This window comes from Burkholderia lata (assembly GCF_902499025.1).
Classification (GTDB): domain Bacteria; phylum Pseudomonadota; class Gammaproteobacteria; order Burkholderiales; family Burkholderiaceae; genus Burkholderia; species Burkholderia lata_C.
This window is the reverse complement of sequence record NZ_CABVPW010000028.1, coordinates 87,312-108,750: the sequence shown is the minus strand read 5'-3', so window position 1 is coordinate 108,750 and position 21,439 is coordinate 87,312. Positions and strand designations below refer to the sequence as shown.

The 21,439-nt window shown below is 68.0% G+C and carries 22 protein-coding genes; 8 read left to right on the top strand and 14 right to left on the bottom strand.

Annotated features, from left to right (window positions below; translation table 11 throughout):
• Positions 1–6 precede the first annotated feature (6 nt).
• Genes BDI24065_RS26405 through zigA form a run of 5 tightly spaced genes read right to left on the bottom strand, consistent with a single transcriptional unit; the run spans position 7 to position 4,712 of the window.
• Positions 7–1,389, bottom strand: coding sequence for a dihydroorotase (locus BDI24065_RS26405; RefSeq protein ID WP_175033750.1), 1,383 nt, complete (start codon positions 1,387–1,389; stop codon positions 7–9).
• Positions 1,390–1,392: 3 nt separating this feature from the next.
• Positions 1,393–1,953: a carbonate dehydratase gene (locus tag BDI24065_RS26400; protein ID WP_175033749.1), complete on the bottom strand. Its 561-nt coding sequence runs from the start codon at positions 1,951–1,953 to the stop codon at positions 1,393–1,395.
• Complete coding sequence (locus tag BDI24065_RS26395; RefSeq protein WP_175033748.1) at positions 1,953–2,531, bottom strand: 6-pyruvoyl trahydropterin synthase family protein; 579 nt, start codon at positions 2,529–2,531, stop codon at positions 1,953–1,955. The genes BDI24065_RS26400 and BDI24065_RS26395 overlap by 1 nt, the downstream gene beginning before the upstream one ends.
• On the bottom strand, positions 2,525–3,445 hold the full coding sequence (folE2, locus tag BDI24065_RS26390) for a GTP cyclohydrolase FolE2 (RefSeq protein WP_175033747.1): 921 nt from the start codon (positions 3,443–3,445) through the stop codon (positions 2,525–2,527). Before folE2 ends, BDI24065_RS26395 begins: the two co-directional genes overlap by 7 nt.
• A 58-nt stretch (positions 3,446–3,503) precedes the next feature.
• Entirely contained in the window at positions 3,504–4,712 is a 1,209-nt protein-coding gene (gene zigA, locus BDI24065_RS26385) for a zinc metallochaperone GTPase ZigA (RefSeq protein WP_175033746.1), read from the bottom strand.
• Positions 4,713–4,929: 217 nt separating this feature from the next.
• On the opposite strand from zigA, the gene BDI24065_RS26380 reads away from it, so the two are divergent.
• The gene (locus BDI24065_RS26380; protein ID WP_175033745.1) at positions 4,930–5,751 is read left to right on the top strand and encodes a hypothetical protein; all 822 of its coding nucleotides are present in this window, start codon (positions 4,930–4,932) and stop codon (positions 5,749–5,751) included.
• Between the two features lie 16 nt (positions 5,752–5,767).
• Here the strand turns inward: BDI24065_RS26380 and BDI24065_RS26375 are convergent, their stop codons facing one another.
• The 6 genes from BDI24065_RS26375 to BDI24065_RS26350 are packed head-to-tail and all read right to left on the bottom strand — an operon-like array spanning position 5,768 to position 11,982.
• Entirely contained in the window at positions 5,768–6,979 is a 1,212-nt protein-coding gene (locus BDI24065_RS26375) for an acyl-CoA dehydrogenase family protein (RefSeq protein WP_175033744.1), read from the bottom strand.
• Entirely contained in the window at positions 6,976–7,818 is an 843-nt protein-coding gene (locus BDI24065_RS26370) for a hypothetical protein (protein WP_175033743.1), read from the bottom strand. Before BDI24065_RS26370 ends, BDI24065_RS26375 begins: the two co-directional genes overlap by 4 nt.
• A 54-nt stretch (positions 7,819–7,872) precedes the next feature.
• The gene (locus BDI24065_RS26365) at positions 7,873–8,529 is read right to left on the bottom strand and encodes a methionine ABC transporter permease (RefSeq protein WP_046546161.1); all 657 of its coding nucleotides are present in this window, start codon (positions 8,527–8,529) and stop codon (positions 7,873–7,875) included.
• On the bottom strand, positions 8,522–9,709 hold the full coding sequence (locus tag BDI24065_RS26360; RefSeq protein WP_175033742.1) for a methionine ABC transporter ATP-binding protein: 1,188 nt from the start codon (positions 9,707–9,709) through the stop codon (positions 8,522–8,524). The genes BDI24065_RS26365 and BDI24065_RS26360 overlap by 8 nt, the downstream gene beginning before the upstream one ends.
• A gap of 18 nt (positions 9,710–9,727) precedes the next feature.
• Positions 9,728–11,140: an LLM class flavin-dependent oxidoreductase gene (locus tag BDI24065_RS26355; protein WP_175033741.1), complete on the bottom strand. Its 1,413-nt coding sequence runs from the start codon at positions 11,138–11,140 to the stop codon at positions 9,728–9,730.
• An 11-nt stretch (positions 11,141–11,151) separates the two neighbouring features.
• Positions 11,152–11,982, bottom strand: a complete 831-nt coding sequence (locus BDI24065_RS26350; protein ID WP_175033740.1) for a MetQ/NlpA family ABC transporter substrate-binding protein — start codon at positions 11,980–11,982, stop codon at positions 11,152–11,154.
• A 432-nt stretch (positions 11,983–12,414) separates the two neighbouring features.
• Between BDI24065_RS26350 and BDI24065_RS26345 the strand changes: the two genes are divergently transcribed.
• The 4 genes from BDI24065_RS26345 (at position 12,415) to BDI24065_RS26330 (ending at position 17,493) form a co-directional block, all read left to right on the top strand.
• Positions 12,415–13,779 carry a 2-hydroxycarboxylate transporter family protein gene (locus tag BDI24065_RS26345; protein WP_175033739.1) on the top strand — a complete coding sequence of 455 codons (1,365 nt, stop codon included), beginning with the start codon at positions 12,415–12,417 and terminating at the stop codon, positions 13,777–13,779.
• 127 nt (positions 13,780–13,906) lie between these two features.
• Positions 13,907–15,790 carry a sensor histidine kinase gene (locus BDI24065_RS26340; RefSeq protein WP_175033738.1) on the top strand — a complete coding sequence of 628 codons (1,884 nt, stop codon included), beginning with the start codon at positions 13,907–13,909 and terminating at the stop codon, positions 15,788–15,790.
• On the top strand, positions 15,780–17,141 hold the full coding sequence (locus tag BDI24065_RS26335; protein WP_175033737.1) for a sigma-54-dependent transcriptional regulator: 1,362 nt from the start codon (positions 15,780–15,782) through the stop codon (positions 17,139–17,141). Before BDI24065_RS26340 ends, BDI24065_RS26335 begins: the two co-directional genes overlap by 11 nt.
• A 22-nt stretch (positions 17,142–17,163) precedes the next feature.
• A complete protein-coding gene (locus BDI24065_RS26330) occupies positions 17,164–17,493 on the top strand; it encodes a DUF3579 domain-containing protein (RefSeq protein WP_175033736.1) in 330 nt (109 codons plus the stop codon).
• Here BDI24065_RS26330 and BDI24065_RS26325 read toward each other — a convergent pair.
• Positions 17,479–17,727: a hypothetical protein gene (locus tag BDI24065_RS26325; RefSeq protein ID WP_175033735.1), complete on the bottom strand. Its 249-nt coding sequence runs from the start codon at positions 17,725–17,727 to the stop codon at positions 17,479–17,481. The two genes, BDI24065_RS26330 and BDI24065_RS26325, sit on opposite strands and share 15 nt — an antisense overlap.
• Before the next feature lie 38 nt (positions 17,728–17,765).
• Here BDI24065_RS26325 and BDI24065_RS26320 point away from each other — a divergent pair, with 38 nt between their 5' ends.
• Positions 17,766–18,617 (top strand): alpha/beta fold hydrolase, encoded by an 852-nt coding sequence (locus BDI24065_RS26320; protein ID WP_175033734.1) that lies wholly within the window; start codon positions 17,766–17,768, stop codon positions 18,615–18,617.
• A gap of 144 nt (positions 18,618–18,761) precedes the next feature.
• Here BDI24065_RS26320 and BDI24065_RS26315 read toward each other — a convergent pair whose 3' ends face one another.
• The gene (locus BDI24065_RS26315) at positions 18,762–19,205 is read right to left on the bottom strand and encodes a PACE efflux transporter (RefSeq protein WP_175033733.1); all 444 of its coding nucleotides are present in this window, start codon (positions 19,203–19,205) and stop codon (positions 18,762–18,764) included.
• Positions 19,206–19,304: 99 nt separating this feature from the next.
• Between BDI24065_RS26315 and BDI24065_RS26310 the strand changes: the two genes are divergently transcribed.
• Positions 19,305–20,195 (top strand): LysR family transcriptional regulator, encoded by an 891-nt coding sequence (locus BDI24065_RS26310; protein WP_175033732.1) that lies wholly within the window; start codon positions 19,305–19,307, stop codon positions 20,193–20,195.
• A gap of 65 nt (positions 20,196–20,260) precedes the next feature.
• On the opposite strand, the gene BDI24065_RS26305 is transcribed toward BDI24065_RS26310, so the two are convergent.
• On the bottom strand, positions 20,261–20,692 hold the full coding sequence (locus BDI24065_RS26305; RefSeq protein ID WP_175033731.1) for a Tautomerase enzyme: 432 nt from the start codon (positions 20,690–20,692) through the stop codon (positions 20,261–20,263).
• 125 nt (positions 20,693–20,817) lie between these two features.
• Here BDI24065_RS26305 and BDI24065_RS26300 point away from each other — a divergent pair, with 125 nt between their 5' ends.
• Complete coding sequence (locus BDI24065_RS26300; protein WP_175033730.1) at positions 20,818–21,414, top strand: TetR/AcrR family transcriptional regulator; 597 nt, start codon at positions 20,818–20,820, stop codon at positions 21,412–21,414.
• Positions 21,415–21,439 lie beyond the last annotated feature (25 nt).

Sequence of the window (21,439 nt, the reverse complement as noted above, 5' to 3'; positions counted from 1 at the left end):
GCGTCGCTACGCTGCCGCCTCCAGAAACGTCACGGCCTGCCCCTCCGGCTCCCCGTTCAACGCGCCGTCGCGCACCACGACCTGCCCGCGCACGACCGTATGCACGGGCCAGCCCGTGACCGCGCACCCGTCATAAGGTGTCCAGCCGCTCACGCTGGCGATCCATTCATCGCGGATGACGCGACGCGCGTGCAAGTCGACGATGCTGAAATCGGCGTCGTAGCCCGCCGCAATCCGCCCCTTCCCCGCGATACCGAAGATCCGCGCCGGCCCGGCGCTGGTCAGGTCGACCAGCCGTTCGAGGCTCAGGCGGCCCGCATGCACGTGATCGAGCATCAGCGGCAGCAGCGTCTGCACGCCGGTCATCCCGCTCGGCGACTGCGGATAGGGCCGGCGCTTTTCGTCGCGCGTATGCGGCGCGTGATCGCTGCCGATCACGTCGACCACGCCATCGCGAACGGCCTGCCACAGTGCGTCCTGATGATGCCGCTCACGCACCGGCGGATTCATCTGTGCGAACGTGCCGAGCCGCTCGTAGCAATCGGGCGCGTGCAGGCTCAGGTGATGCGGCGTGACCTCGACCGTCACGCGATGCCGATGCCGCGCGAGGAACGCCATTTCCTCGGCAGTGGACACGTGCAGCACATGCAGCCGGCGGCCCGTCTCGGCAGACAGCCCGACGATGCGCCGTGTCGCGGCCAGCGCGCTTTCCTCGTCGCGCCAGCGATGATGATCGCGCACGTCGCCGCTCGCTTCCACGAGTGCCCGGCGTTCGCGCAGCCGTGCCTCGTCCTCCGCATGCACGGCCATGCGCCGCCGCCCGTTGCGCACGATCCGGCGCAACACGGCTTCGTCGTCGGCCAGCAGGTCGCCGAACGAACTGCCCATGAAGACCTTCACGCCCGCGCAGCCCGGCAGGTTTTCAAGCACCGGCAACCGTTCGGCATTCGCGGCCGAACCGCCGATGTAGAACGCGTAGTCGCACCACGCACGGCCGCGCGCAAGATCCAGCTTGGCCTGCAGATCCTGCGCGGTCAGCGTCAGCGGATGCGTGTTGGGCATCTCGAAGATCGTCGTGACGCCGCCGAGCACCGCGCCGCGCGTGCCGGCCTCGAGGGTCTCCTTGTGCGTGAGGCCCGGTTCGCGGAAATGCACCTGGCTGTCGACCACACCCGGCAGCACATGCAGGCCACCGGCATCCAGCCGGACATCGGCACTCCAGTTGCCGTGCAACGCCCCCAGCGCAACGACACGGCCGTCCACGCACGCGACGTCGATCCGCTCGGCCCCGTTGGGCGTCACCGCCGTGCCGCCGTGCACGAGCAGGTCGGCGTGACGACGCTTGAGCGCGTCGCTCGCGCCTCCTTCACGTCGGATAGGCTCGCCCATGATTCAGAACTCGTTCTGGATGTGCTTGTAGCCCAGCACCAGCGCATTGTTCGTGCGTGCGACATCCTCGGAGAAGTCGCTTGCGTCGGCGGTCACCTGCGGCAATGCGGCGAGATCGGTTTCCGGCCCGATGCGCTCGGTCGAGCGCACGTAGAAGCCCGGCGGCAGGTGGCAGCCGTCGACGACCGCGTTGTAGCGCACCACGCAGCCGTCGTCGATCGCGCAGTTGAACAAGACGCTGTTGAAGCCGACGAACACGCCGTTACCGACCTTGCACGGCCCATGGACGATCGCACGATGCGCGATCGACGTGTGCTGGCCGATGGTGACGCTCGCGCCCGACTTCGAGTGGATCACCACGCCGTCCTGGATGTTCGAATGCGCACCGATCACGATCGGCGCGATGCGGCCGCCGGCATCCGTTTCGTCGGCGCGGATCACCGCGTACGGGCCGATGAACACGTTCTCATCGACGATCACGAGCCCGCACAGAATGGCGGTCGGATCGACGAAGGCGCTCGGGTGAATCTGCGGCAGGTCGCCGCGCGGGTTCTTTCTGATCATCAGGATTCCTGCCTTGAAATGGGGCGGCCGCGCTTGATCCGCTCGAACAGCCCCGGATCGCGCCACTGTCCGGCGATGGCCGGCGCGAACACGATGTCGTCCAGGTCGATGCGGCCCATGCGCGGGTTGAACGCATCGTCGCGAAAACACTGCGCGTAACCGGTCTCGGTCTCGTGAACGATGATCGAATGCAGCCGCACGTCGGCTTCGCCGTTCGCCATGCGGGTGCAGGACAGCGCCGCATCGACGAGACGAAAGAACACGCGCGAGAACTGCTCGGCGCTCGGCGACACGGGCAGCAGCACCCAGCGCTCGGAATGCCGGCGCATGCTCTCGACATAGCAAGGATCGTCACCCGACCACAGCGTCACTGCGTGGTCGAACGCGTCGATCAGGTCGCGCACGTCGCCCTTGAGCAGCCCGAAGTCATAGATCATCTGCCCGTGGTCCAGCGCATGCGCTTCGAGCAGCAGCTCGACGCGGTACGAATGGCCGTGGATCGAATGCGAACAGCGCCGCGTGCTGCAGCCGCGCACGATGTGCGCGTTCTCGAAGCGGAACAGCTTGCGGATCAGCATGCGTCGGCGCCTTCGTCAAGCGGCGCGGCCCAGGCCACCGCATCGTGCGGATGCAGGCTTTCCAGATGGCGCACGTGTACGCGCGGGTTCGCATGGTGGCCGTCCAGCGTGGCCTGGACCCGGCGCGCGGCATCCTCGACGAACATCAGGTTCCCGCCGTTCAGCACGGCGAACGCCTGCTCGTCCGCGCGCTTGACGGCCGTCTGCACCGGTGTGCCGAGCGCGTGTTCGATGCGATCGATCAGCTCGACCAGCCCCAGCGTCGCGCCATCGGCGGGCAGCGCCACGCTGACGACGGCTTCGCTGCGCTGGCTGTGCGGCGTGGCCGCCGTCGCGTGCCGTTTCAGCCACGCGGCGACCGCCGCCGGTTCCACGCGATCGTCGCGGCCAAACGCCGCCAGGAAGGCCTGCTCGACCCAGTGCCGCGACAGCGCGGCGGAGCACGGGCACGTCGACGAATAGACGACCGTCACCTGCGCGCGCAGTTCGAACCGGGAGCCGCTGAGCGTCGCATCGATCCGGACCGGATAGGCCTTCCACCCGTCCAGCCCATCGGTCACCAGCGCCGCGCGGCGTGCCAGCAGGTCGAAGCGCAGCCGCAGCCGCGCACTGCGCGTGTCGCAGTCGCGATGGCTGTCGACCATCGCGTGCAGCACACGCCGAAGGCCGGCCGGCGACAGCGCCGCGCCATCGCCGAGCCCGTCGAGCAGCCGGTACAGCCGCGACATGTGGATGCCCTTCACGTGCGGCGCGGGCAGATCGACCTGCACGTCGGCGCGCGCATGCACGTCGCGCCGGCAGCCGGGCTCGGCCACCGCAACGGGCAGGTCGATGCCCTGCATGCCGACCCATTCGAGCGGGCGGCCGCCCGGCGCGGCATCGGTCAGGGAAATATCGGGAAGGGGTGCGTTCATGCTCGGAATCCGGTGGAGCGCCTTCTCCATCCGGATCGATGCAGGAAGCGCGTTCAGGTCAGGGCCAGTCGCGAAACGGGTTGTCCCACGTGGTCCAGTGCTCGGGGCCGGCGGCCATCTCGGCGTCGGTCAGCAGACACGCGTCGAAGCGCGCGCGCAGCGCGGGCTCGTCCATGTCCATGCCGATCAGCACGAGTTCCTGCCGCGCATCGCCGACGTGCTCGTCCCAGCGCGCGCGGATCTGCGCGACGGCCTCCGGGTCCTGCGGCCAGCGCTCGGGCGGCATGGCCGCCCACCAGTAGCCGGCCGGCCCGTGCCGCGCGACCGCGCCGGCCTGCGACCACGAACCGGCAACGGTCGGATGCGAGGCGAGCCAGAAGAACCCCTTCGAGCGCACGACGCCCGGCCATTCGCTTTCGACGAGATCGAAGAAACGCTGCGGATGGAACGGCCGACGCGCGCGATAGACGAAGCTGCGGATTCCGTATTCGTCGGTCTCGGGCGTGTGCGTGCCGCGCATCTCCTGCAGCCAGCCGGGCGCGCGCGACGCGGCTTCGAAGTCGAACAGCCCCGTGTCGAGCACGCGCTCGAGCGGCACCCTGCCGAATTCGGCGATCTCGATCCGTGCGCGCGGGTTCAAGCCGCGCAGCAGCGCGACGAGCCGCTCTCGTGCGCTTGCATCGATCAGGTCGATCTTGTTGATCACGATCACGTCGCAGAACTCGATCTGGTCGATCAGCAGGTCGACGACCGTGCGCGCATCCTCCTCGCCCATCGATTCGCCTCGCGACCGCAGGCTGTCGCGCGACGCGTAGTCGCGCAGGAAATTGAACGCGTCGACCACCGTCACCATCGTGTCGAGCCGCGCGACTTCGCCGAGGCTGCGGCCGTCCTCACCTTCGAACGTGAACGTCTCGGCCACCGGCAGCGGCTCCGAGATGCCGGTCGATTCGATCACGAGTTGGTCGAACCGCCCTTCGCGCGCGAGCCGGTCGACCTCGATCAGCAGATCCTCGCGCAGCGTGCAGCAGATGCAGCCGTTGCTCATCTCGACCAGCTTCTCGTCGGTGCGCGACAACCCCGCGCCGCCGTCGCGCACGAGCGCGGCGTCGATGTTCACCTCGGACATGTCGTTGACGATGACCGCGACGCGCCGGCCCTCGCGATTGTTCAGGATGTGGTTGAGCAGCGTCGTCTTGCCGGCGCCGAGGAAGCCGGACAGGACGGTCACGGGAAGCCGCGTGGACGGGTGGAGTGCGGTGCTCATCGGGCGATTCCGGTAGAGGACGTTGAGGATCGAATGATATATTGTATCGCAACGATATAACATATCATTTCGGACGTCCAGCAGGCCGACCACTCGGCGGCAATTCACGATTCAGCCAGGGTGCCGGTTCGACGCAGCGGCACCGCGCACGGCATGCCGATTGAAAGGTGTGGTTGATAAGCTCTCCGGCGAGACCGATGGCCCTCCTCCACACACCATGAAAAAGAAAACATTCGTTGCGTTGTCGCTCTGCGCCGTGCTGCCCGGTATCGCGCTCGCCCAGTCGATCGCGGCCCCCGTGCTGAAGCCTGGCGATACCTGGACCTACATCAGCACCGCCGAAATCGGCCCGAACGGCTGGCGCCAGACGCGCGACCAGATTTCCGTGCAGCGCACGACGTCCGACCACATCTACGTCGAAACCCAGCAGAGCGGCACGACGCAGGCGCCGCGGGAACTGATCATGGACGCGGACTGGAGCCGTTCGCGCAGCGTCAACGGCACGGAAACCGTGGTGAACCGTCCGCTGGCGTTTCCGCTGACGGTCGGCAAGACGTGGACGATCCAGTACAGCGAGTCGCACCCGAATCCGCGGCACGCGTCGGAAGCGTACGAGACGCACTACAAGGTTGTCGGCCCCGACACCGTCACCGTAGCGGGCGGCAAGTTCGATGCGATCAAGGTCGAGGCCGAAGGCACGTGGAAGGCGCAGCTCGCGCCGGGGCAATCGGTCACGTCCGGCGTGTCACGCAACGCGAACGGCTCGACGATCGTGATGCAGAGCCGCAACAGCGGGATGGCGGAAGGGACCGGCAAGACCTACATGGCGTTCTGGTACGTGCCGGCGGTCGGCCGCTGGGTCAAGTCGGTCGAGGAGTTCTACGACACGAACGGGACGCGGAATGCGCGCTATTCGAACGAACTGGTGTCGTTCAAGCGCGCCGGCGTGGAGGGCGGCGCACCGCTGGCCGGTCAGCCCACGCTCGCGCCCGCCGCGGTGGCCGTGCCGTCGGAAGCTCTTCAGACCGTCGACCAGTAACGGAGCGCGCGCTCACTTACGTATAGAGCGACGCCGGCGGCAACTCGCCCGTCAACGCGAACCGGCCCACATCGCGCAGCCGGTAGTCGAGCGGATCGTGCAGCGTATGCGTGCGCGCGTTCCGCCAGAAACGGTCGAGGCCGAGCGACGCGGCCGTCGCACGTGCGCCGCATGCGTCGAACAGCGCCTCGCCGTTCTCGAGCGCCGCGCGCTGCGCGACGATCTTCGCCTCCGATACCGCGAGCGCCACCTCGGCGCGCTCGTCCGCCGTCAACGCATCCTGCCGCGCCCACGCGCGCTGCAACGCGGCGGCCGCGCGATCGGCCAGCGCCGCCGCCGAGATCGCCCGCACGCGCATGTCGCCGAAGCGCTGCAGCGTGTACGGATCGTCGCTCGCCTGCGCAACTTCCGACTGGATCCACGGGCGGCCCTGCTGCAGCACGTAGTCGCGTGCTTCCTCCAGTGCGCCTTCCGCGAGCCCGACGAACAGGTTGGTCAGCACGAGCTGCGACACGAGCGTGCGCAGCGTCGCGCGCGGGGTCGGCGGCGCCTCGGAACGGTGCAGCACCTCGTCCGGCGCAAGCGCCACGCCGTCGAAGCGCACGCTGCCACTGTCGGTCTGGCGCTGGCCGATCGGATCCCAGTCTTCGTTGACCGCGATTCCCGCGCGATCGGTCGGCACCACGCCGAACACGGTGCGGCCGGTGTCCGGATCGTGCGCGGACACCGTCATCCGCTGCGAGCCGCGCGTGCCCGAGCAGAAGCCCTTCACGCCATCGAGCCGGTAGCCGCCGTCAGACGTCGCCGTGGCCACGAGCCGCGTGTCGAGCGGATTGACCGCATTGCCCCACCACCACTGCTGCTCGACCGTGCCGCGCAGGTAGCGCTCGCGCTGCGCGGCGTTACCCCACACGTCGACGCTCACCACCTGCAGGCACTGGAATCCGACGAGATGCGCAAGCGCACTGTCGACGCGCGCGATCTGCCGGATCGCATCGTAGATCTCGGGCCATGCGGCTTCCTGCCCGCCGAACGCACGCGGCACCGCGAGCGTCAACAGGCCCGCATCGGCGAGCCGCTGCTTCTCCTGCGCCGCATGACCGCCCGCGCGATCGCGCGCGGCGGCCGTGGCGCGCAGCGCGTCGATCGCGCCGGCCAGCGCGGCACGGTCGAAAGCAGGCGTATCGGTATCGGGCGCGAAGGTCGCCGGGCCACGGGGATCGTTCATGCGACGGCTTCCTGTGCAACCGCTTCACCCGACAGCGGCACCAGCGCGTCGAGCTTGCGGCCGGTCAGCCGCGACAGGATCTCGCGCCGCCATTCGTCGTAGATCGCGCGGTATTCGTCGATATCCGCGCCAAACACGTGCGCGGTGTGCGCGTACTCGTCGTGCAGGTAACCGTCGAGCCGCGCCTGCGTTTCCTCGTCGGCCGCGATCACGCGATCAACCAGCGCGTCGCGTTCCGCCGCCGGCAGCGCCTTCAACGTGTCGAACCACCACTGGACGATCTGCACGCGATGCCACTCCTCGTCCGGCCGGATCCGGTTCTCGCCGTGCTCGCGCATCGCGGAATCGCCGATGCGCCCGGTCTTGCGCTGGATCCACAGCTTCGCGAGGATGTGCAGCTCGTAATGCCATTCGAATGCGAGAAAGCCCGCGACGTCGCGCACCGCGATGTCGCCGATGCGCGCCCAGTGCGCGGCGACGAGCCGGTCGACTTCCGGCAGCGGATCACGCCCGGTCAGTTCGGTCACGCGTTCGCGGCCGATCACGGCGTGCGCGCCGTCGTCGCCGAGCTGGCGCGACAGGATCAGCTGGAAATGCGGATCGTCGCGGAACAGCGTGTCGATCGCCTTCGCGACGACCTGCACGATGAACAGGTCGTGCGACGCCATCTTCGTGTAGTAGTCGGCGACGGCGGCCAGTTCGTCGTCATTGCGCGGCTCGCGCGGCGGCGTGGCGAGCTTGGCCGGGAAGTCCGGACGATGGCGTCGCGCCACGTCGAGAAACAGCGCTTCCTCGAATTGTCCGTTCCATTCGCGCGGCGCGCCGATGGGCAAGGTCATAGGGTTCTTTCTCTCAGGATCATGAATGAAGCGAGCGCACGCTTGTGGCGTCGCTCAGGTACGCCGGGTCACACGTCGGACCAGGCGGTCGCCCGTGATTTGCACGGCCGAGACGAGCGCGATCAGGATCACGATCACGGTCGCCATGACGGTGGTGTCGAAACGCTGGTAGCCGTAGCGGATCGCGAGATCGCCGAGCCCGCCCGCGCCGACGGCGCCCGCCATCGCGGTCGAGCCGATCAGCGCGACGACGGTAATGGTGAAGCCGCCGAGCATGCCCGGCAGCGCTTCGGGCAGCAGCACGTGCCACACGATGTGGCGGCGCTTCGCGCCCATCGCGAGCGCGGCCTCGATCAGCCCGCGGTCGACTTCGCGCAGGCTGACCTCGGCGATCCGCGCGAAGAACGGGATCGCGGCGATCGACAGCGGCACGACGGCCGCCCAGACGCCGATCGTCGTGCCGATCAGCACGCGCGTGAACGGCAGCAGCGCGACGAGCAGGATGATGAACGGCGTCGAGCGGAACACGTTGACGAGCGCGCCGAGCACCGCGTTCACGCCGCGCCGTTCGTAGATGCCGCCGGGCGCGGTCGTCACGAGGATCACCGCGAGCGGGATGCCGATCAGCGCGGCGATCACGGCCGACGCGGCAACCATCGACAGCGTGTCGCGAATCGCGTCGAGCAGTTCGGGCCACCAGAGGTCAAACATAGCCGAGCACCTCCGCGTGATTCGCGTGGCGGCGCGCGCGTTCGAGCAGCGCCGCCACTGCACCGCCGCGGGCCGGCGGCTGGCCGGCGTCATCCGCGCGCAGTGCGGCCGCGATCACGAGCCGCCCCTGCGCATGCCCCTGGATACGCTCGATCCCGCCGTGCAGGAAACGCACCGAGCCGCCGAGCGCCGCCGCAAGCGCGCCGACATCCGGCTCGCCGCCGCTCTCGCCCGTATAGCGGACGTCGAGCACGACCTGCGCGCCGTCGGGTAACGCGGCCTGCTCGGGCAGCGGCTGCACGCGCGCGGCCAGTTCGGCCGGCAGGTCGTGCACGAGCGTGCTGAGCAGCGCGCGCGTCGCGCCGTGCCGCGGATCGCCGAACACGCGCCACACGGGGCCCGTTTCGACGACTTCGCCCTGTTCGATCACCGCGACCGTGTCGCACACTGCGCGAATCACTTCCATCTCGTGCGTGATCAGCACGATCGTCAGCCCGAGGCGGCGGTTGATGTCGGCGAGCAGCGCGAGGATCGACTGCGTCGTCTCGGGATCGAGCGCCGACGTCGCCTCGTCGCACAGCAGCACCTCCGGATCGTGCACGAGCGCGCGGGCAATGCCGACGCGCTGCTTTTGCCCGCCCGACAGGCTCGCCGGATACGCGTCGCGCTTCGCCGCGAGCCCGACGAGTTCGAGCAGCGCCTCGACCTTGCGCACGCGCTCGGCCTTCGGCACGCCGGCGATCTTCAGCGGCAGCGCGACGTTCTCGAACACCGTCTTCGCGGACAGCAGGTTGAAATGCTGGAACACCATGCCGGTGCGACGCCGCAGCGCGACGAGCCCGTCCTCGTCGAGCGCGCCGACGTCGACGCCCTGCACGCGCACACGGCCCGAGCTGGGCCGCTCGAGCCCGTTCACGAGCCGCAGCAGTGTCGATTTCCCCGCGCCGCTGCGGCCGATGATCCCGAAGACCTCGCCGCGCCGCACGTCGAGCGTCACGTCGCGCAGCGCGGCAGCCTGGCCGCGCGGCGTCGCGAACACCTTGCCGACCTGCTCCAGCGACACGGCGGCGCCGCCGGCCGGTTCGGCCAACGCGGCCGCTGCGTCATGCGTCGCGGCAGAGGCGCCGGCGCGCGCGGCCGACGCGTCGATGAAACCCAGCGTATCGAACAGTTGCGTCATCGCTTCGCTCCGTTGCGTTCAGGCATGCGCGGGATGCGCGGGTTCCGATACGGCAGCCGGCCGGTGCTGCGCGCCCGTGTGCCACGCGGGCAGGCGCGGGCCCGCGCCGAACAGCTTCTCGCGCAGCGTCGGCGCGGGATCGTAGTCTTCCTTGTAGACGCCGCGGTTCTGCAGCTCGGGCACGACCCAGTCGACGAAATCCCCGAACGACTCGGGCATCACGGTGCGTGTAAGGTTGAAGCCGTCGATGCCGGTCTCGTCGATCCACGACTGCAGTTCGTCCGCGACCTGCGACGGCGAGCCGACGATCGGCGCATAGCGGCCGCCGAGCGACATCTGTTCGAGCATGCGGCGTACGGTCCACGTGCCGGTCGTGCTCTTGCGCGAGATCGCGTCGACGGCCGACTGGATCGAGTCGGTCTTCACGTACGAGATCGGTTCGTCGAGGCCGTACTTCGCGAAATCGATGCCGGTCGAGCTCGCGAAATGCGCGAGGCCGGCTTCGGCGCTCGCGTAGCGCCGGTACTCGTCGAATTTCTCGCGCGCGAGCCGCTCGGTCTCTGCCGTCACGACGCTCACGCCCGCGAAGATCCGGATCGATGCCGGGTCGCGCCCCTGCCGGGCGGCGGCCGCGCGGATATCGAGTGCCGCCGCGCGGGCGGCGGCCTTGCTTTGCCCGTTCACGAACACGCATTCCGCGTGACGCCCCGCGAACTCGACGCCGCGCGCGGACGAACCGGCCTGGTACAGCACCGGCGTGCGCTGCAGCGACGGCTCGCTGAGATGAATCGCATCGATCGAATAGAACGGCCCGTCGTGCTTCACGCGCCGCACCTTGCCGGGCTGCGCGAACACGCGCGCCTGCGCGTCGCGGATCACCGCGTCGTCGTCCCAGCTCTGTTCCCACAGCTTGTAGACGACGTCCATGTAGTCGTCCGCGCGCTCGTAGCGGTCGTCGTGGCCGATCTGCTGCGCGAGACCCATCCCGCGCGCGGCGCTGTCGAGATAGCCGGTGACGATGTTCCAGCCCACGCGCCCTTTCGTCAGGTGATCGAGCGTCGACATGCGGCGCGCGAACAGGTAAGGCGGCTCGTAGGTCAGGTTCGCGGTCACGCCGAAGCCGAGATGCCGCGTGACCTGCGCCATCGCGGGCACCAGCAGCAGCGGATCGTTGACGGGCACCTGCACCGATTCGCGCAGCGCGGCGTCGGGGCCGCCGCCGAACACGTCGTACACGCCGACGATGTCCGCGAGGAAGATCCCGTCGAACTTGCCGCGTTCGAGCGTCTTCGCGAGGTCGGCCCAGTAGTCGAGATCGGTGTAGTGCGCGGAGCGATCGCGCGGATGCGTCCACAGCCCGTGGTTGATGTGCCCGACGCAGTTCATGTTGAATGCGTTGAGCAGGATCTTCTTGCGATTCGCCGTCGTCATGGCCGCCTCCGTCACCACGCGATCGCGTACAGCGAGCCGAACGCATTGTCGAGCGCCTTGCGCACGGCCGGCGAATGCTGGTAGATCGCGATGAACTTGCGGATGCGCGGATCGTTCACGCTGTCGGGCCGCACGACCCACTGCACCGCGAAATTCTTGTTCTCGGTGCCGTCGAACAGCAGCGCGCTGTTCGGGTCGGTGGTGCCGGCGAGCTTGATGAAGCTCGGGTAGCCCTGCGCGAGATCGACGTCGTCGAGCGAGCGTGCGAGCTGCGACGCCTCGAGCGGGATGATCTTCAGGTGCTTCGGGTTGGCCACGATGTCGCGCGTCGTCGCGCGATAGTCGGCGCCCGGCGTGAGCTTGATGAGGCCCGCGCGCTGCAGCAGCAACAGCCCGCGCCCGCCGTTGACCGGATCGTTCGCGATCGCGACCTTCGCGCCGTCCTTCAGCTCGCTGAAGCTTTTCACCTTCTTCGAATAGAGGCCGATCTTCATGATCGTGCCGGGCGCGATCGCGACGAAGTCGTAGCCGCCCTGCTTCTTCGCGTTCTCGAGGAACGGGATGTGCTGGAAGTAGTTGACGTCGATGTCCTTGTTCGCGAGCGCCGCGTTCGGCGTATTCCAGTCGGTGAACTCGACGATCTTCACGTCGAGACCCTGCGCCTTCGCCTCCTTCGCGGCGACCTTCAGCGCTTCGATCTGCGGGCTGGTCGAGATGCCGACCTTCAGCGGCGCGGTGTCGGCCTGCGCGCCATTGAGCAGCGCGACGCCAAGCACGGCGGCGGCCAGCAGACGCGCGACGCGGCCGGCGGAAAAGCGGGCGGAAAAAACGGCATGCAGCATGAAACCACTCTCCTGTCCAAAGACGGTATCGACGGATGAGCGACGCCGCGGCGAACGCGCGGGCGTTCTCCGGACAGGGGTCATCGCATCGGAAAAGGATCAGCCGATGATAGAGAGCGGCACGGGGACGGTCTACGAAGCGATTGTGCGAAGAAAATCGCGCGCGACGATATGGCGGGCGGCCATGCAGGATCGGGGGCCTGACCGGGCGCCCGGCCGGCCGCCAGGCCGAAATCTCGGCCTGGGCACCGGGCGAATTCCGAAATCTCGGCCAATCGGCCGGGTCTATCTTTCCGCAGACGAAACAAACCCCTTAAAAATCAATGTATTAAAAATCTTCCGGCGGGCCGGATTTCTGGCACGGGGGTTGCGTAATAGACGGCACACCATGCCGCGAAGCCATGCAGGCATTCCAACATCAGGAGACACGTCTTGCAGACCTCTATCCATACCCCGTCCCATCCGGAGCCGGTTTCCGACGCCGTCGCCACCCCGCGCGAGCGCTTCTGGCCGGAAGGCTGGTGGAAACTGATGGAAATCCGCATCGGCATCATCCCGCTGCCCGTCTACTTCATCCTGCTCGCGCTGATCGTCGGCTTCTCGGTGACCGGCAAGGTGCCCGGCGAGATCTCGATGGCGATCGCGGTGCTCGCGTTCTTCGGCTTCACCTGCGCGGAACTGGGCAAGCGCCTGCCGCTCTTGCGCAACATCGGCGCGGCCGCGATCTTCGCGACCTTCGTGCCGTCTGCGCTCACCTACTACCACCTGCTGCCGAAGCCGGTGCTGAACCTGACGGTCGAATTCACTAAATCGACCAACTTCCTGTACCTGTTCATCGCGTCGATCATCGTCGGCAGCATCCTGAGCATGGATCGCCGCGTGCTGATCCAGGGCTTCGTGAAGATCTTCATCCCGCTCGCGGCCGGCTCGGTCGCGGCCGCAATCGTCGGCACGGCGGTCGGCACCGCACTCGGCCTCGGCGCGCGCCACACGCTGCTGTACATCGTCGTGCCGATCATGGCTGGCGGCGTCGGCGAAGGCGCGATTCCGCTGTCGATCGGCTATTCGGAACTGATGCACCTGCCGCAAGGCGAGATGTTCGCGATGGTGCTGCCGCCGGTGATGCTCGGCAGCCTGACCGCGATCATCCTGTCGGGCGCGCTCGACATGATCGGCAAGCGCTTCCCGCACCTGACCGGCAACGGCCGCCTGCAGGTCGGCGAATCGGGCGACATGACGCCCGAGAACGAGGAAATCCGCGGCCACGTCGACGTCACGCACATCGCGGGCGCCGGTATCACGGCGATCACGCTGTACCTCGTCGGCCTGATGGCGTTCAAGCTGTTCGGCCTGCCCGCACCGGTCGCGATGCTGTTCCTCGCGGTGCTCGTGAAGCTCGCGCGCGCGGTGTCGCCGCCGCTCCAGGAAGGCGCGTTCGTCGTCTACAAGTTCTTCTCGACCGCCGTCACGTATCCGCTGCTGTTCGCGATCGGCGTCGCGATGACGCCGTGGGACAAGCTGACCGCAGCGTTCACGATCGTCAACGTCGTCACGATCGTGTCGACCGTCGCGACGCTGATGGGCACCGGTTTCGTGGTCGGCCGCCTGATGAAGATGTACCCTATCGACACCGCAATCGTGAACGCCTGCCACAGCGGGCAAGGCGGCACCGGCGACGTCGCGATCCTGACTGCCGCGAACCGGATGCAGCTGATGCCGTTCGCGCAGATCGCAACGCGTATCGGCGGCGCGATCGTCGTCACGGTCACGCTGATCCTGGTCGCCCACTTCGGATGACGCGCCGCCGCGCGCACCGTCGCGCAGGCCGCTTCGCACGCGCCGCCGCCGGCCCAGCCGGCGCGCGGCGCGCGTCGTTCAGGGCGTCGTTTCTGGCGTCACGCGGTGCGGACGGTTGCGGGCTTCGATGAGGGCGAACGTGCAAAAGAGCTTCAAGGGAATCCCGTGGTGGGGCTGGGCATCGGCCGGCGTGCTGTATGTGTGCGTCGCGGCCGCGGCTGTCGATTTCGCGTGGGAACGCGCGATCGACGCGCTCGAGGAAACCGGCGCGCACCGGCTCGACCTGTATGCGTCGAGCCTGAAGAGCGAGCTGGGCCGCTTCGAGATCCTGCCCGGCCTGGTCGCGCGGCAGGACGGCGTGCGCACGATGCTGAAAGCCGCGCCGCATGACGCCCCCGCGCTCGTGCACAGCGTCGACACCTATCTCGAAGCCGTGAACCGCGACGCGGGCAGCGGCGCGGTCGACGTGATCGACCTGCAGGGCGACGTGATCGCTGCCAGCAACTGGAACGAGACGCTCAGCTTCGTCGGCACCAACGTGTCGTACCGGCCGTATTTCAAGGACGCGCTCGCGCGCGGCAGCGGCCGCTTCTTCGGCATCGGCACCAACACCGGCGTGCCGGGCGTCTACTTCGCCAGCGCGGTGCGCGACGACGGCGTGCCGATCGGCGTGGCCGCCGTGAAGATCAGCGTCGACCCGCTCGAATCGGCGTGGCGCGCGCCGGGCGTCGCCGCGATGGTCGTCGACAGCAACGGCGTGGTCGTGATCTCGACCGAACCCGCGTGGAAATTCACCGCGCTGCGCCCGATCACCGCGCAGCAGCAGCACGACATCCAGGCATCGCGGCAATACGCGGGCCGCACCGTCGACGCGCTGCCGTACCGCCGCATCGGCGACCGCAGCGCGGCCGCGTGGTTCGGCACCTTCCCCGATACGCGCCGCACCGGCCGCACCACGCGCTATCTCGTGATGTCGCGCCCCGCGCCGCAGGCCGGCGATTCGCTGATGGTGCTGCTCGACATCGCGGGCGCGCGGCGCCAGCAGCAGACGGCCTTCGTGTTCGTCACCGGCGCGTTCCTGATCGCCGCGCTGCTCGCCGGCTACGCGATCCAGCGCCGCCGGGCGATCGTCGCGCGGCTGAACGCGCAGGATGCATTGCGGCGCGCGAACGACCAGCTCGAGCTGACCGTCGCGCAGCGCACGGCCGCGCTGACGGCCGCAAACGAACGGATGCAGCGCGAGATCGTCGAGCGCGAGCGCACCGAGCAGCGGCTGCGCGCATCGCAGCAGGAAGTCGTGCACGCGGGCAAGCTCGCGGTGCTCGGGCAGATGGCCGCCGGCCTCACGCACGAGCTGAACCAGCCGCTCGTCGCGATCCGCACGCTGTGCGACAACGCGCGCACGTTCTTCGAGCGCGGCCAGCCGGCGCCGGCGCTCGCGAATCTCGAACGGATCGGCAAGCTCGTCGACAGCATGGCCGTGCTCACCGGCGAGCTGAAGACCTTCGCGCGCAAGCCCGACGTCGAGCGCGTCGCGGTGTCGCTGAACGAGGCCGTCGCGCATGCGCGGCTCATCTACGATGCGCGGATCCGCGACGAAGGCGTGCAGCTCGACGTGAACATCGCGCCCGGCACCGCCGTGTCGGCCGAGTCGAGCCAGCTGCAGCAGGTGATCGTGAACCTGCTCGGCAACGCGCTCGACGCGGTGCACGATGCGCCCGTGCGCCGCATCGTCATCGAGGCCGCCGGGCCGGACGAAGCCGGCCGCGTGCACCTCACCGTCGCCGACAGCGGCGCGGGCATCGCGCCCGAGGTGCTGCCGCACCTGTTCGAGCCGTTCGTCACGACCAAGCCGCGCGGCCAGGGCCTCGGGCTCGGCCTCGCAATCACGTCGCGCATCGTCGAGGCGTTCGGCGCGAAGATCGCCGCGACGAACCGCGACGAAGGCGGCGCGCAGTTCAGTATCGAATTCGCGGCGGCAACGCTGCAAAGGACAGAGCATGGAAGATGAGATTCGGGTGCTGGTCGTCGAGGACGATGAAAACGTCCGGATCGGCGTCGAGCAGGCGGTTGCGCTTGCCGGCTTCGCGGTCGACGCGTTCGCATCGGCCGCCGACGCGCTGCATCACGTCGCGCCCGGCGCACCGGTCGTGATCGTGTCGGACGTGCGGATGCCGGGCATCGACGGGCTGCAACTGCTCGATCGCGTGATGGCCATCGATGCGCAGATCCCGGTCGTGCTGATCAGCGGCCATGCCGATATCTCGACGGCCGTCGGCGCGATGCAGGTCGGCGCATACGACTTCATCGAGAAGCCGTTCTCGTCGGACGTGATCGCAGGGCGCGTCGCACGCGCGGTCGAGAAACGCCGCCTGACGCTCGAGGTGCAGGGCCTGCGCGCGGCATTGAACAACTGGCAGGGCATCGAGGCATTCGTGCTCGGCAAGTCGCCCGCGATGGCCGACGTGCGCAAGAAGATCCTGCGCCTCGCCGATACGTCGGTGTCGGTGCTGATCACCGGCGAAACCGGCACCGGCAAGGAACTGATCGCGCGCAGCCTGCACGACTTCGGCGGCCGGCGCGACGCGCATTTCGTCGCGCTGAACTGCGGCGGCCTGCCCGAGCAGGTCTTCGAGAGCGAACTGTTCGGCCATGAAGCCGGCGCGTTCACCGGTGCGATCAAGAAGCGCATCGGCAAGATCGAATGGGCGGACGGCGGCACGCTGTTCCTCGACGAGATCGAGACGATGCCGATCACGCTGCAGATCAAGATGCTGCGCGTGCTGCAGGAGCGCGTGGTCGAGCGGCTCGGCGCGAACGAGCTGATTCCGGTCGACTGCCGCGTGGTCGCCGCGTCGAAGGCCGATCTTGCCGAGCTCGCGGCCGACGGCCGCTTTCGCGCGGACCTCTTGTATCGCCTCAACGTCGCACAGATCGAGCTGCCGCCGCTGCGCGAGCGGCGCGAGGACGTGCCGCTGCTGTTCGAGCATTTCGTGCTCGCGGCCGCGCGCCGCTTCGGGCAGCCTGCGCCGGTCGTCACCGCTGCGCAGGTGTCCGAACTGATGACGCATGCGTGGCCCGGCAACGTGCGCGAGCTGCAGAACGTGGCCGACCGCTTCGTGCTCGGGCTGACCGGAGACAGCCTGCTGTCGTCCGGCGGCACGCCGGTCGCAGGCGGCACGCTTGCGGAACAGCTCGCGTATTTCGAACGGATGCTGATCGAGGACATGCTGCAGCGGCACAACGGCAACGTCGCGGATGCAAGCGAAGCGCTTGGCATGCCGAAGAAAACGCTCTATCACAAGCTGCGCAACCTGCGGATTCCCGCGCGCGGCGACGCGGCGGCCGATGGCGGCGAATGACGCGAACGAGGACACGCACAGCATGGATCGCATCGAAGTCACTGAACAGGGCCGCATCACCGGCCACCTGATCCGCGGCGTCACGCACGCGCAGAAAACCTTCCGTCCGAGCGACTGGCCCGAGCGCCTCGCGGGCGTCATCACGCTGTTCGTCGGCGAACGGCGGCCCGGCTATCCGTGCGCGCTGTCGCGGCTCGCGATGCCCGTCGTCGACGGCAACGTCAAATGCCTGTTCGTGTCGGACGAATTGCGCACCGTATGCGCGGACGCATTCGATTTCGCGATGCAGTTCGCGGCCGACAACGACCTCCTCGTCGTGCTTCAGACCGCGCCCGCGCTAGCGGTGCGCTGACATGCGGGCCGCGTTCGGCGGCTCGCGACCTTCCCGTTTTCTCAAGGTGCGATGCGCAAGTGCGCAGGTCGCCGCACGCCCTTTTCCAGCCATTCCGGCGCTGCAACCAATCGTTAGACGATTGAAAGCATCGACACCCATCCCCACGTGACAAGGGTTTCCAGCCGAGCCATCAATAAAATTGATCGTCACGATGAAAATAATGCGTTTTCCTTGCAGGTCGCCGTGATGCATAGTTGCGTCGTGTTGACGCACCTTTGAGTCTTTCAGTCATGAACATGCGAATCGAGCCGTCTGTGCTCGCGAACCCCGACCTGCAATTTGCGACGCTTTCGTCAGGCATCAGCCTGCCGTATGTCGAGCGGGGCAGCGGTGCGCCGATGGTGTTCGTGCACGGCTCGCTGTGCGACTACCGCTACTGGGATCCGCAACTCGCGTCGCTGTCGGCCCACTACCGCTGCATCGCGCCGAGCCTCAGCCATTACTGGCCGGCCGTCGAAGCGGGCATCCAGGACGAGTTCAGCTGGCAGAACCACGTCGACGAACTCGCCGAATTCATCGATGCGCTCGATCTCGGCCCCGTGCATCTGGTCGGCCACTCGCGCGGCGGCAGCGTCGCGTTCAACGTCGCACGCCAGCATCCGCACCTCGTCGAATCGCTGACGCTCGCCGATCCGGGCGGCCCGCTGCAACAGCCGGGCGTGCGCGAAGCCGCGCTGCCGGCCACCGCGATCGCGCTGCGCACGAAGGCCGTGAACCTGATCGGGCAAGGCGACGTCGAATCGGGCATCGAGATGTTCGTCGACTCTGTGAGCCTGCCGGGCGCATGGAAGAAGAGCACGTCGCGCTTCCGCACGATGGCGATCGACAACGCAAGCACGCTGTCGAAGCAACTGCGCGACCCGCTGCCCGCGTATTCGCAGCACACGGCCGGCGACATCGCGTGCCGCACGCTGCTGATCGACGGCCAGCGCAGCCCGAAGATGTTCCGCAACAACGTCGACACGCTGTCGCAGTGGATCGGCAATGCGCAACGGCAGACCGTCGCCGGCGCATCGCACGGGATGAACGCAGCAAGCCCCGCCGTGTTCAACCGCTACGTGCACGAGTTCGTCGCCGCGTAAGTCCCCGGGCGGCTTCCGCGCCGCCCGTTCTCCTCGCTGTTCTACGACGATACGGATTCGCTCCGCATCGCCGCCTCATCAACCGCCGTGCGTCGCCGGCGCGCCCGTCCCGTCAATCTGCCTGCGTAATTCCGCGAGCACGCTTTACCACACCGCCGGCTCCGCCTTGCGCGTGACCGCATCCGGCAGCCCGAACACGCTGTCGAACGCCCAGTTGTACGTGAACGTGAAGATCGGGAAGAACACGATCAGCACCGCGTCGTACAGGAACGCCTGCAGCAGCGACACGTCGAGCCACCACGCGATCAACGGAATCAGGAACGTCACGAGCGCGATCTGGAAACCGATCGCATGCAGCACGCGGCGCCCGACCGTGCGCGTCGTCGCCGCGCTCTTGCGCTCCCACGCCTCGAACGCGAGGTTGTACAGGAAATTGACGGTGACGCCCGTCGTCGAGATCATCACCCCCATCACGCCGCTCGTTGCCACGCTCGCGCCGCTCAGCATGCCGAGCACCGACGATGCGATCAGGATGCCGAGCACCTCGAACACCACGACGTAGACTATGCGTCTCTTCCACCCTTGCATGACCATCCACCTTCTGTCGAACAAGGTGGCGAGACTATCAGCGGGTAGCCCGCCCGCAAAAGTCAGGTCCTTTCAATTTTTCTGACAGGAGGCCAGTGCATGCTGACCAGCGACCACCTCGACATGCTGCTGACCGTCATCGACAAAGGCTCGTTTTCCGCCGCCGCGCGTGCGCTCGGCCGCACGCCGTCGGCGATCAGCATGGCGATCGCGAACCTCGAGGCCGAGCTCGACCTCGTGCTGTTCGACCGCGGCACGCGCGAACCGACGCCGACCGCCGCGATGGCCGCGTTGCTGCCCGATGCGCGCTCGATCGCCGAGCAGTTGCAGGTACTGCGCGCCCACGCGCAACACCTGTCGGAAGGTGTCGAAGACACGTTGCGGCTCGGCGTCGCGGCCGAAATCGACCCGGCGCCCGTCGCCCGCGCACTGACAGCGGTCGCCGCGAAATATCCGGCGCTCGCGATCAGCGTCGTCACGGCACCGCAAGACACGATCGTCGACGCGCTGCATCGCACCGCCATCGATCTCTGCGTGGCGTACTGCGGGCTCGATCTTCATCCGCAGGAACAGATTCATGCGCTGTGGACCGAGACGCTCATCGCGGTCGCCGCGCCTGGCCATCCGGCAATCGCCGAATGCCCGCAGCCCGAGGCGATCGAGCGGCTGTCGGGTTTCCGGCAGATCGTGATCGCCGATCCCGAGCGGCCGCTGACCGACGTGCGGCCGTTGATCGGCAACCGCACGTGGAAGGTGACCGACATGGCGACCGCGATCGCACTCGTGAAGGCCGGACATGGCTGGGCGAACCTGCCGGCCTCCGTGATCGGCCGATACGTCGCCGACGGCGAGCTCGCGCCGCTCGTATTCGCGAACATCCGCAACGGGCTGCCGCTGCCGGTTTACCTGCGCCGGCCGAAGCACACGGGGCTCGGCAAGGCGGCCAGCGAACTGGCTCGCGCACTGCGGGTTGCAGGCGATGAAAAATGACCGGCGTGGCGGCGAACGCCGCCACGCCGTCGGTCAACGCCTGATGGCTTGACCGTTAGTTGCGATCAGTGCGCTGCCGCCGCCGCACTCTGAATCGAATCGACGAGCGACGCGTTGTCGTAGCGCCGCCCGGCAATGCCCCATCCCCCGTCGACCGCATGAACGACGTTCACCCAAACCTGCGCGGGCGTCAGCCGCCCGCCCGCACGGTGCAGCACGATCGCCGTCGCCCGTTCGACGAATTGCCGCTGCCGGTCGGGCGCCGAAAGCGCCACCGCAGGCAGCTTCAGCTCGACGAACGCGGCAGGCTCCGCGCGTCCGTGCACGAAGGTCCGGTGGCGCGGCAGCACGTTGAGCGTGCCCACCACGTTCGGCGCCAGGAATGCATTCCCGGTCAGCCCCTCGACTTCCAGCAGCGCATCGGTCAACTCGGCAAACACCGGCCCCTCGTCGTCCGGCGTGAAAACCCCTTCGGATACTGTCAGCGTAATCGGCATCGCACTTTCTCCTGGTCAGGTCATCGGATAGGTGACGTGATATAAATATCAGTCACTCTCTATACAATAGACACCGATCGCTCTCTATGCAAGATAAAGAGTGATCGCTCTGAAGCGAGCCTGTCATGCGTTATTCCGTCGAGCACAAGCACGAAACCCGCACGCGCATCCTCGATGCCGCGAGCCGCCTGTTCCGCCAGGAGGGGTATGGCGGCTCCGGCATCGGTCCGCTGACGAAGGCGGCGGGTGTCACCAACGGCGCGTTCTACGGCCATTTCAAGACGAAGGGCGAAGCGTTCCGGCAGGTCGTCCTCGATGGCCTCGCCCAGCTCCGGCAAGGCGTCGCGACGTTCAAGGCCGAGCACGGCGCGCGCTGGCGGCGCCCGTTCGTGTCGTTCTACCTCGGCCCGCGGCGCACCTGCGAACTCGGCGAAAGCTGTGCGCTGCCGAGCCTGTCCCCGGAAGTGATGCGCGCCGACGACGAGACCCGCGACGCGTACGAGCAGGCATTGCGGCAGATCGTCGACGAAGTGTCGGCGGGGATGGGCGACACCCCCGACGACGATCGCGCGATCGCGTTCCTCGCGCTGCTGTCGGGCGGCGTCACGCTTGCGCGCGCGGTGCGCGATCCCGAACTCGCGCAGCGCATTGCCGATGCGGTCGGCCGGTACGCGGTGGTCATCGCCGAACGCACGGACGTGAAGCCGGAGCAACAGACCTGACTGCCCTGATCGCCCGCCAATAAAA

Coding starts and splice junctions, on each gene's coding strand:
- BDI24065_RS26405 (WP_175033750.1), bottom strand. CDS start 1,389: ATGGGCGAGCCTATCCGACGTGAAGGAGGCGCGAGCGACGCGCTCAAG.
- BDI24065_RS26400 (WP_175033749.1), bottom strand. CDS start 1,953: ATGATCAGAAAGAACCCGCGCGGCGACCTGCCGCAGATTCACCCGAGC.
- BDI24065_RS26395 (WP_175033748.1), bottom strand. CDS start 2,531: ATGCTGATCCGCAAGCTGTTCCGCTTCGAGAACGCGCACATCGTGCGC.
- folE2 (WP_175033747.1), bottom strand. CDS start 3,445: ATGAACGCACCCCTTCCCGATATTTCCCTGACCGATGCCGCGCCGGGC.
- zigA (WP_175033746.1), bottom strand. CDS start 4,712: ATGAGCACCGCACTCCACCCGTCCACGCGGCTTCCCGTGACCGTCCTG.
- BDI24065_RS26380 (WP_175033745.1), top strand. CDS start 4,930: ATGAAAAAGAAAACATTCGTTGCGTTGTCGCTCTGCGCCGTGCTGCCC.
- BDI24065_RS26375 (WP_175033744.1), bottom strand. CDS start 6,979: ATGAACGATCCCCGTGGCCCGGCGACCTTCGCGCCCGATACCGATACG.
- BDI24065_RS26370 (WP_175033743.1), bottom strand. CDS start 7,818: ATGACCTTGCCCATCGGCGCGCCGCGCGAATGGAACGGACAATTCGAG.
- BDI24065_RS26365 (WP_046546161.1), bottom strand. CDS start 8,529: ATGTTTGACCTCTGGTGGCCCGAACTGCTCGACGCGATTCGCGACACG.
- BDI24065_RS26360 (WP_175033742.1), bottom strand. CDS start 9,709: ATGACGCAACTGTTCGATACGCTGGGTTTCATCGACGCGTCGGCCGCG.
- BDI24065_RS26355 (WP_175033741.1), bottom strand. CDS start 11,140: ATGACGACGGCGAATCGCAAGAAGATCCTGCTCAACGCATTCAACATG.
- BDI24065_RS26350 (WP_175033740.1), bottom strand. CDS start 11,982: ATGCTGCATGCCGTTTTTTCCGCCCGCTTTTCCGCCGGCCGCGTCGCG.
- BDI24065_RS26340 (WP_175033738.1), top strand. CDS start 13,907: ATGAGGGCGAACGTGCAAAAGAGCTTCAAGGGAATCCCGTGGTGGGGC.
- BDI24065_RS26335 (WP_175033737.1), top strand. CDS start 15,780: ATGGAAGATGAGATTCGGGTGCTGGTCGTCGAGGACGATGAAAACGTC.
- BDI24065_RS26330 (WP_175033736.1), top strand. CDS start 17,164: ATGGATCGCATCGAAGTCACTGAACAGGGCCGCATCACCGGCCACCTG.
- BDI24065_RS26325 (WP_175033735.1), bottom strand. CDS start 17,727: ATGCATCACGGCGACCTGCAAGGAAAACGCATTATTTTCATCGTGACG.
- BDI24065_RS26320 (WP_175033734.1), top strand. CDS start 17,766: ATGAACATGCGAATCGAGCCGTCTGTGCTCGCGAACCCCGACCTGCAA.
- BDI24065_RS26315 (WP_175033733.1), bottom strand. CDS start 19,205: ATGCAAGGGTGGAAGAGACGCATAGTCTACGTCGTGGTGTTCGAGGTG.
- BDI24065_RS26310 (WP_175033732.1), top strand. CDS start 19,305: ATGCTGACCAGCGACCACCTCGACATGCTGCTGACCGTCATCGACAAA.
- BDI24065_RS26305 (WP_175033731.1), bottom strand. CDS start 20,692: ATGCCGATTACGCTGACAGTATCCGAAGGGGTTTTCACGCCGGACGAC.
- BDI24065_RS26300 (WP_175033730.1), top strand. CDS start 20,818: ATGCGTTATTCCGTCGAGCACAAGCACGAAACCCGCACGCGCATCCTC.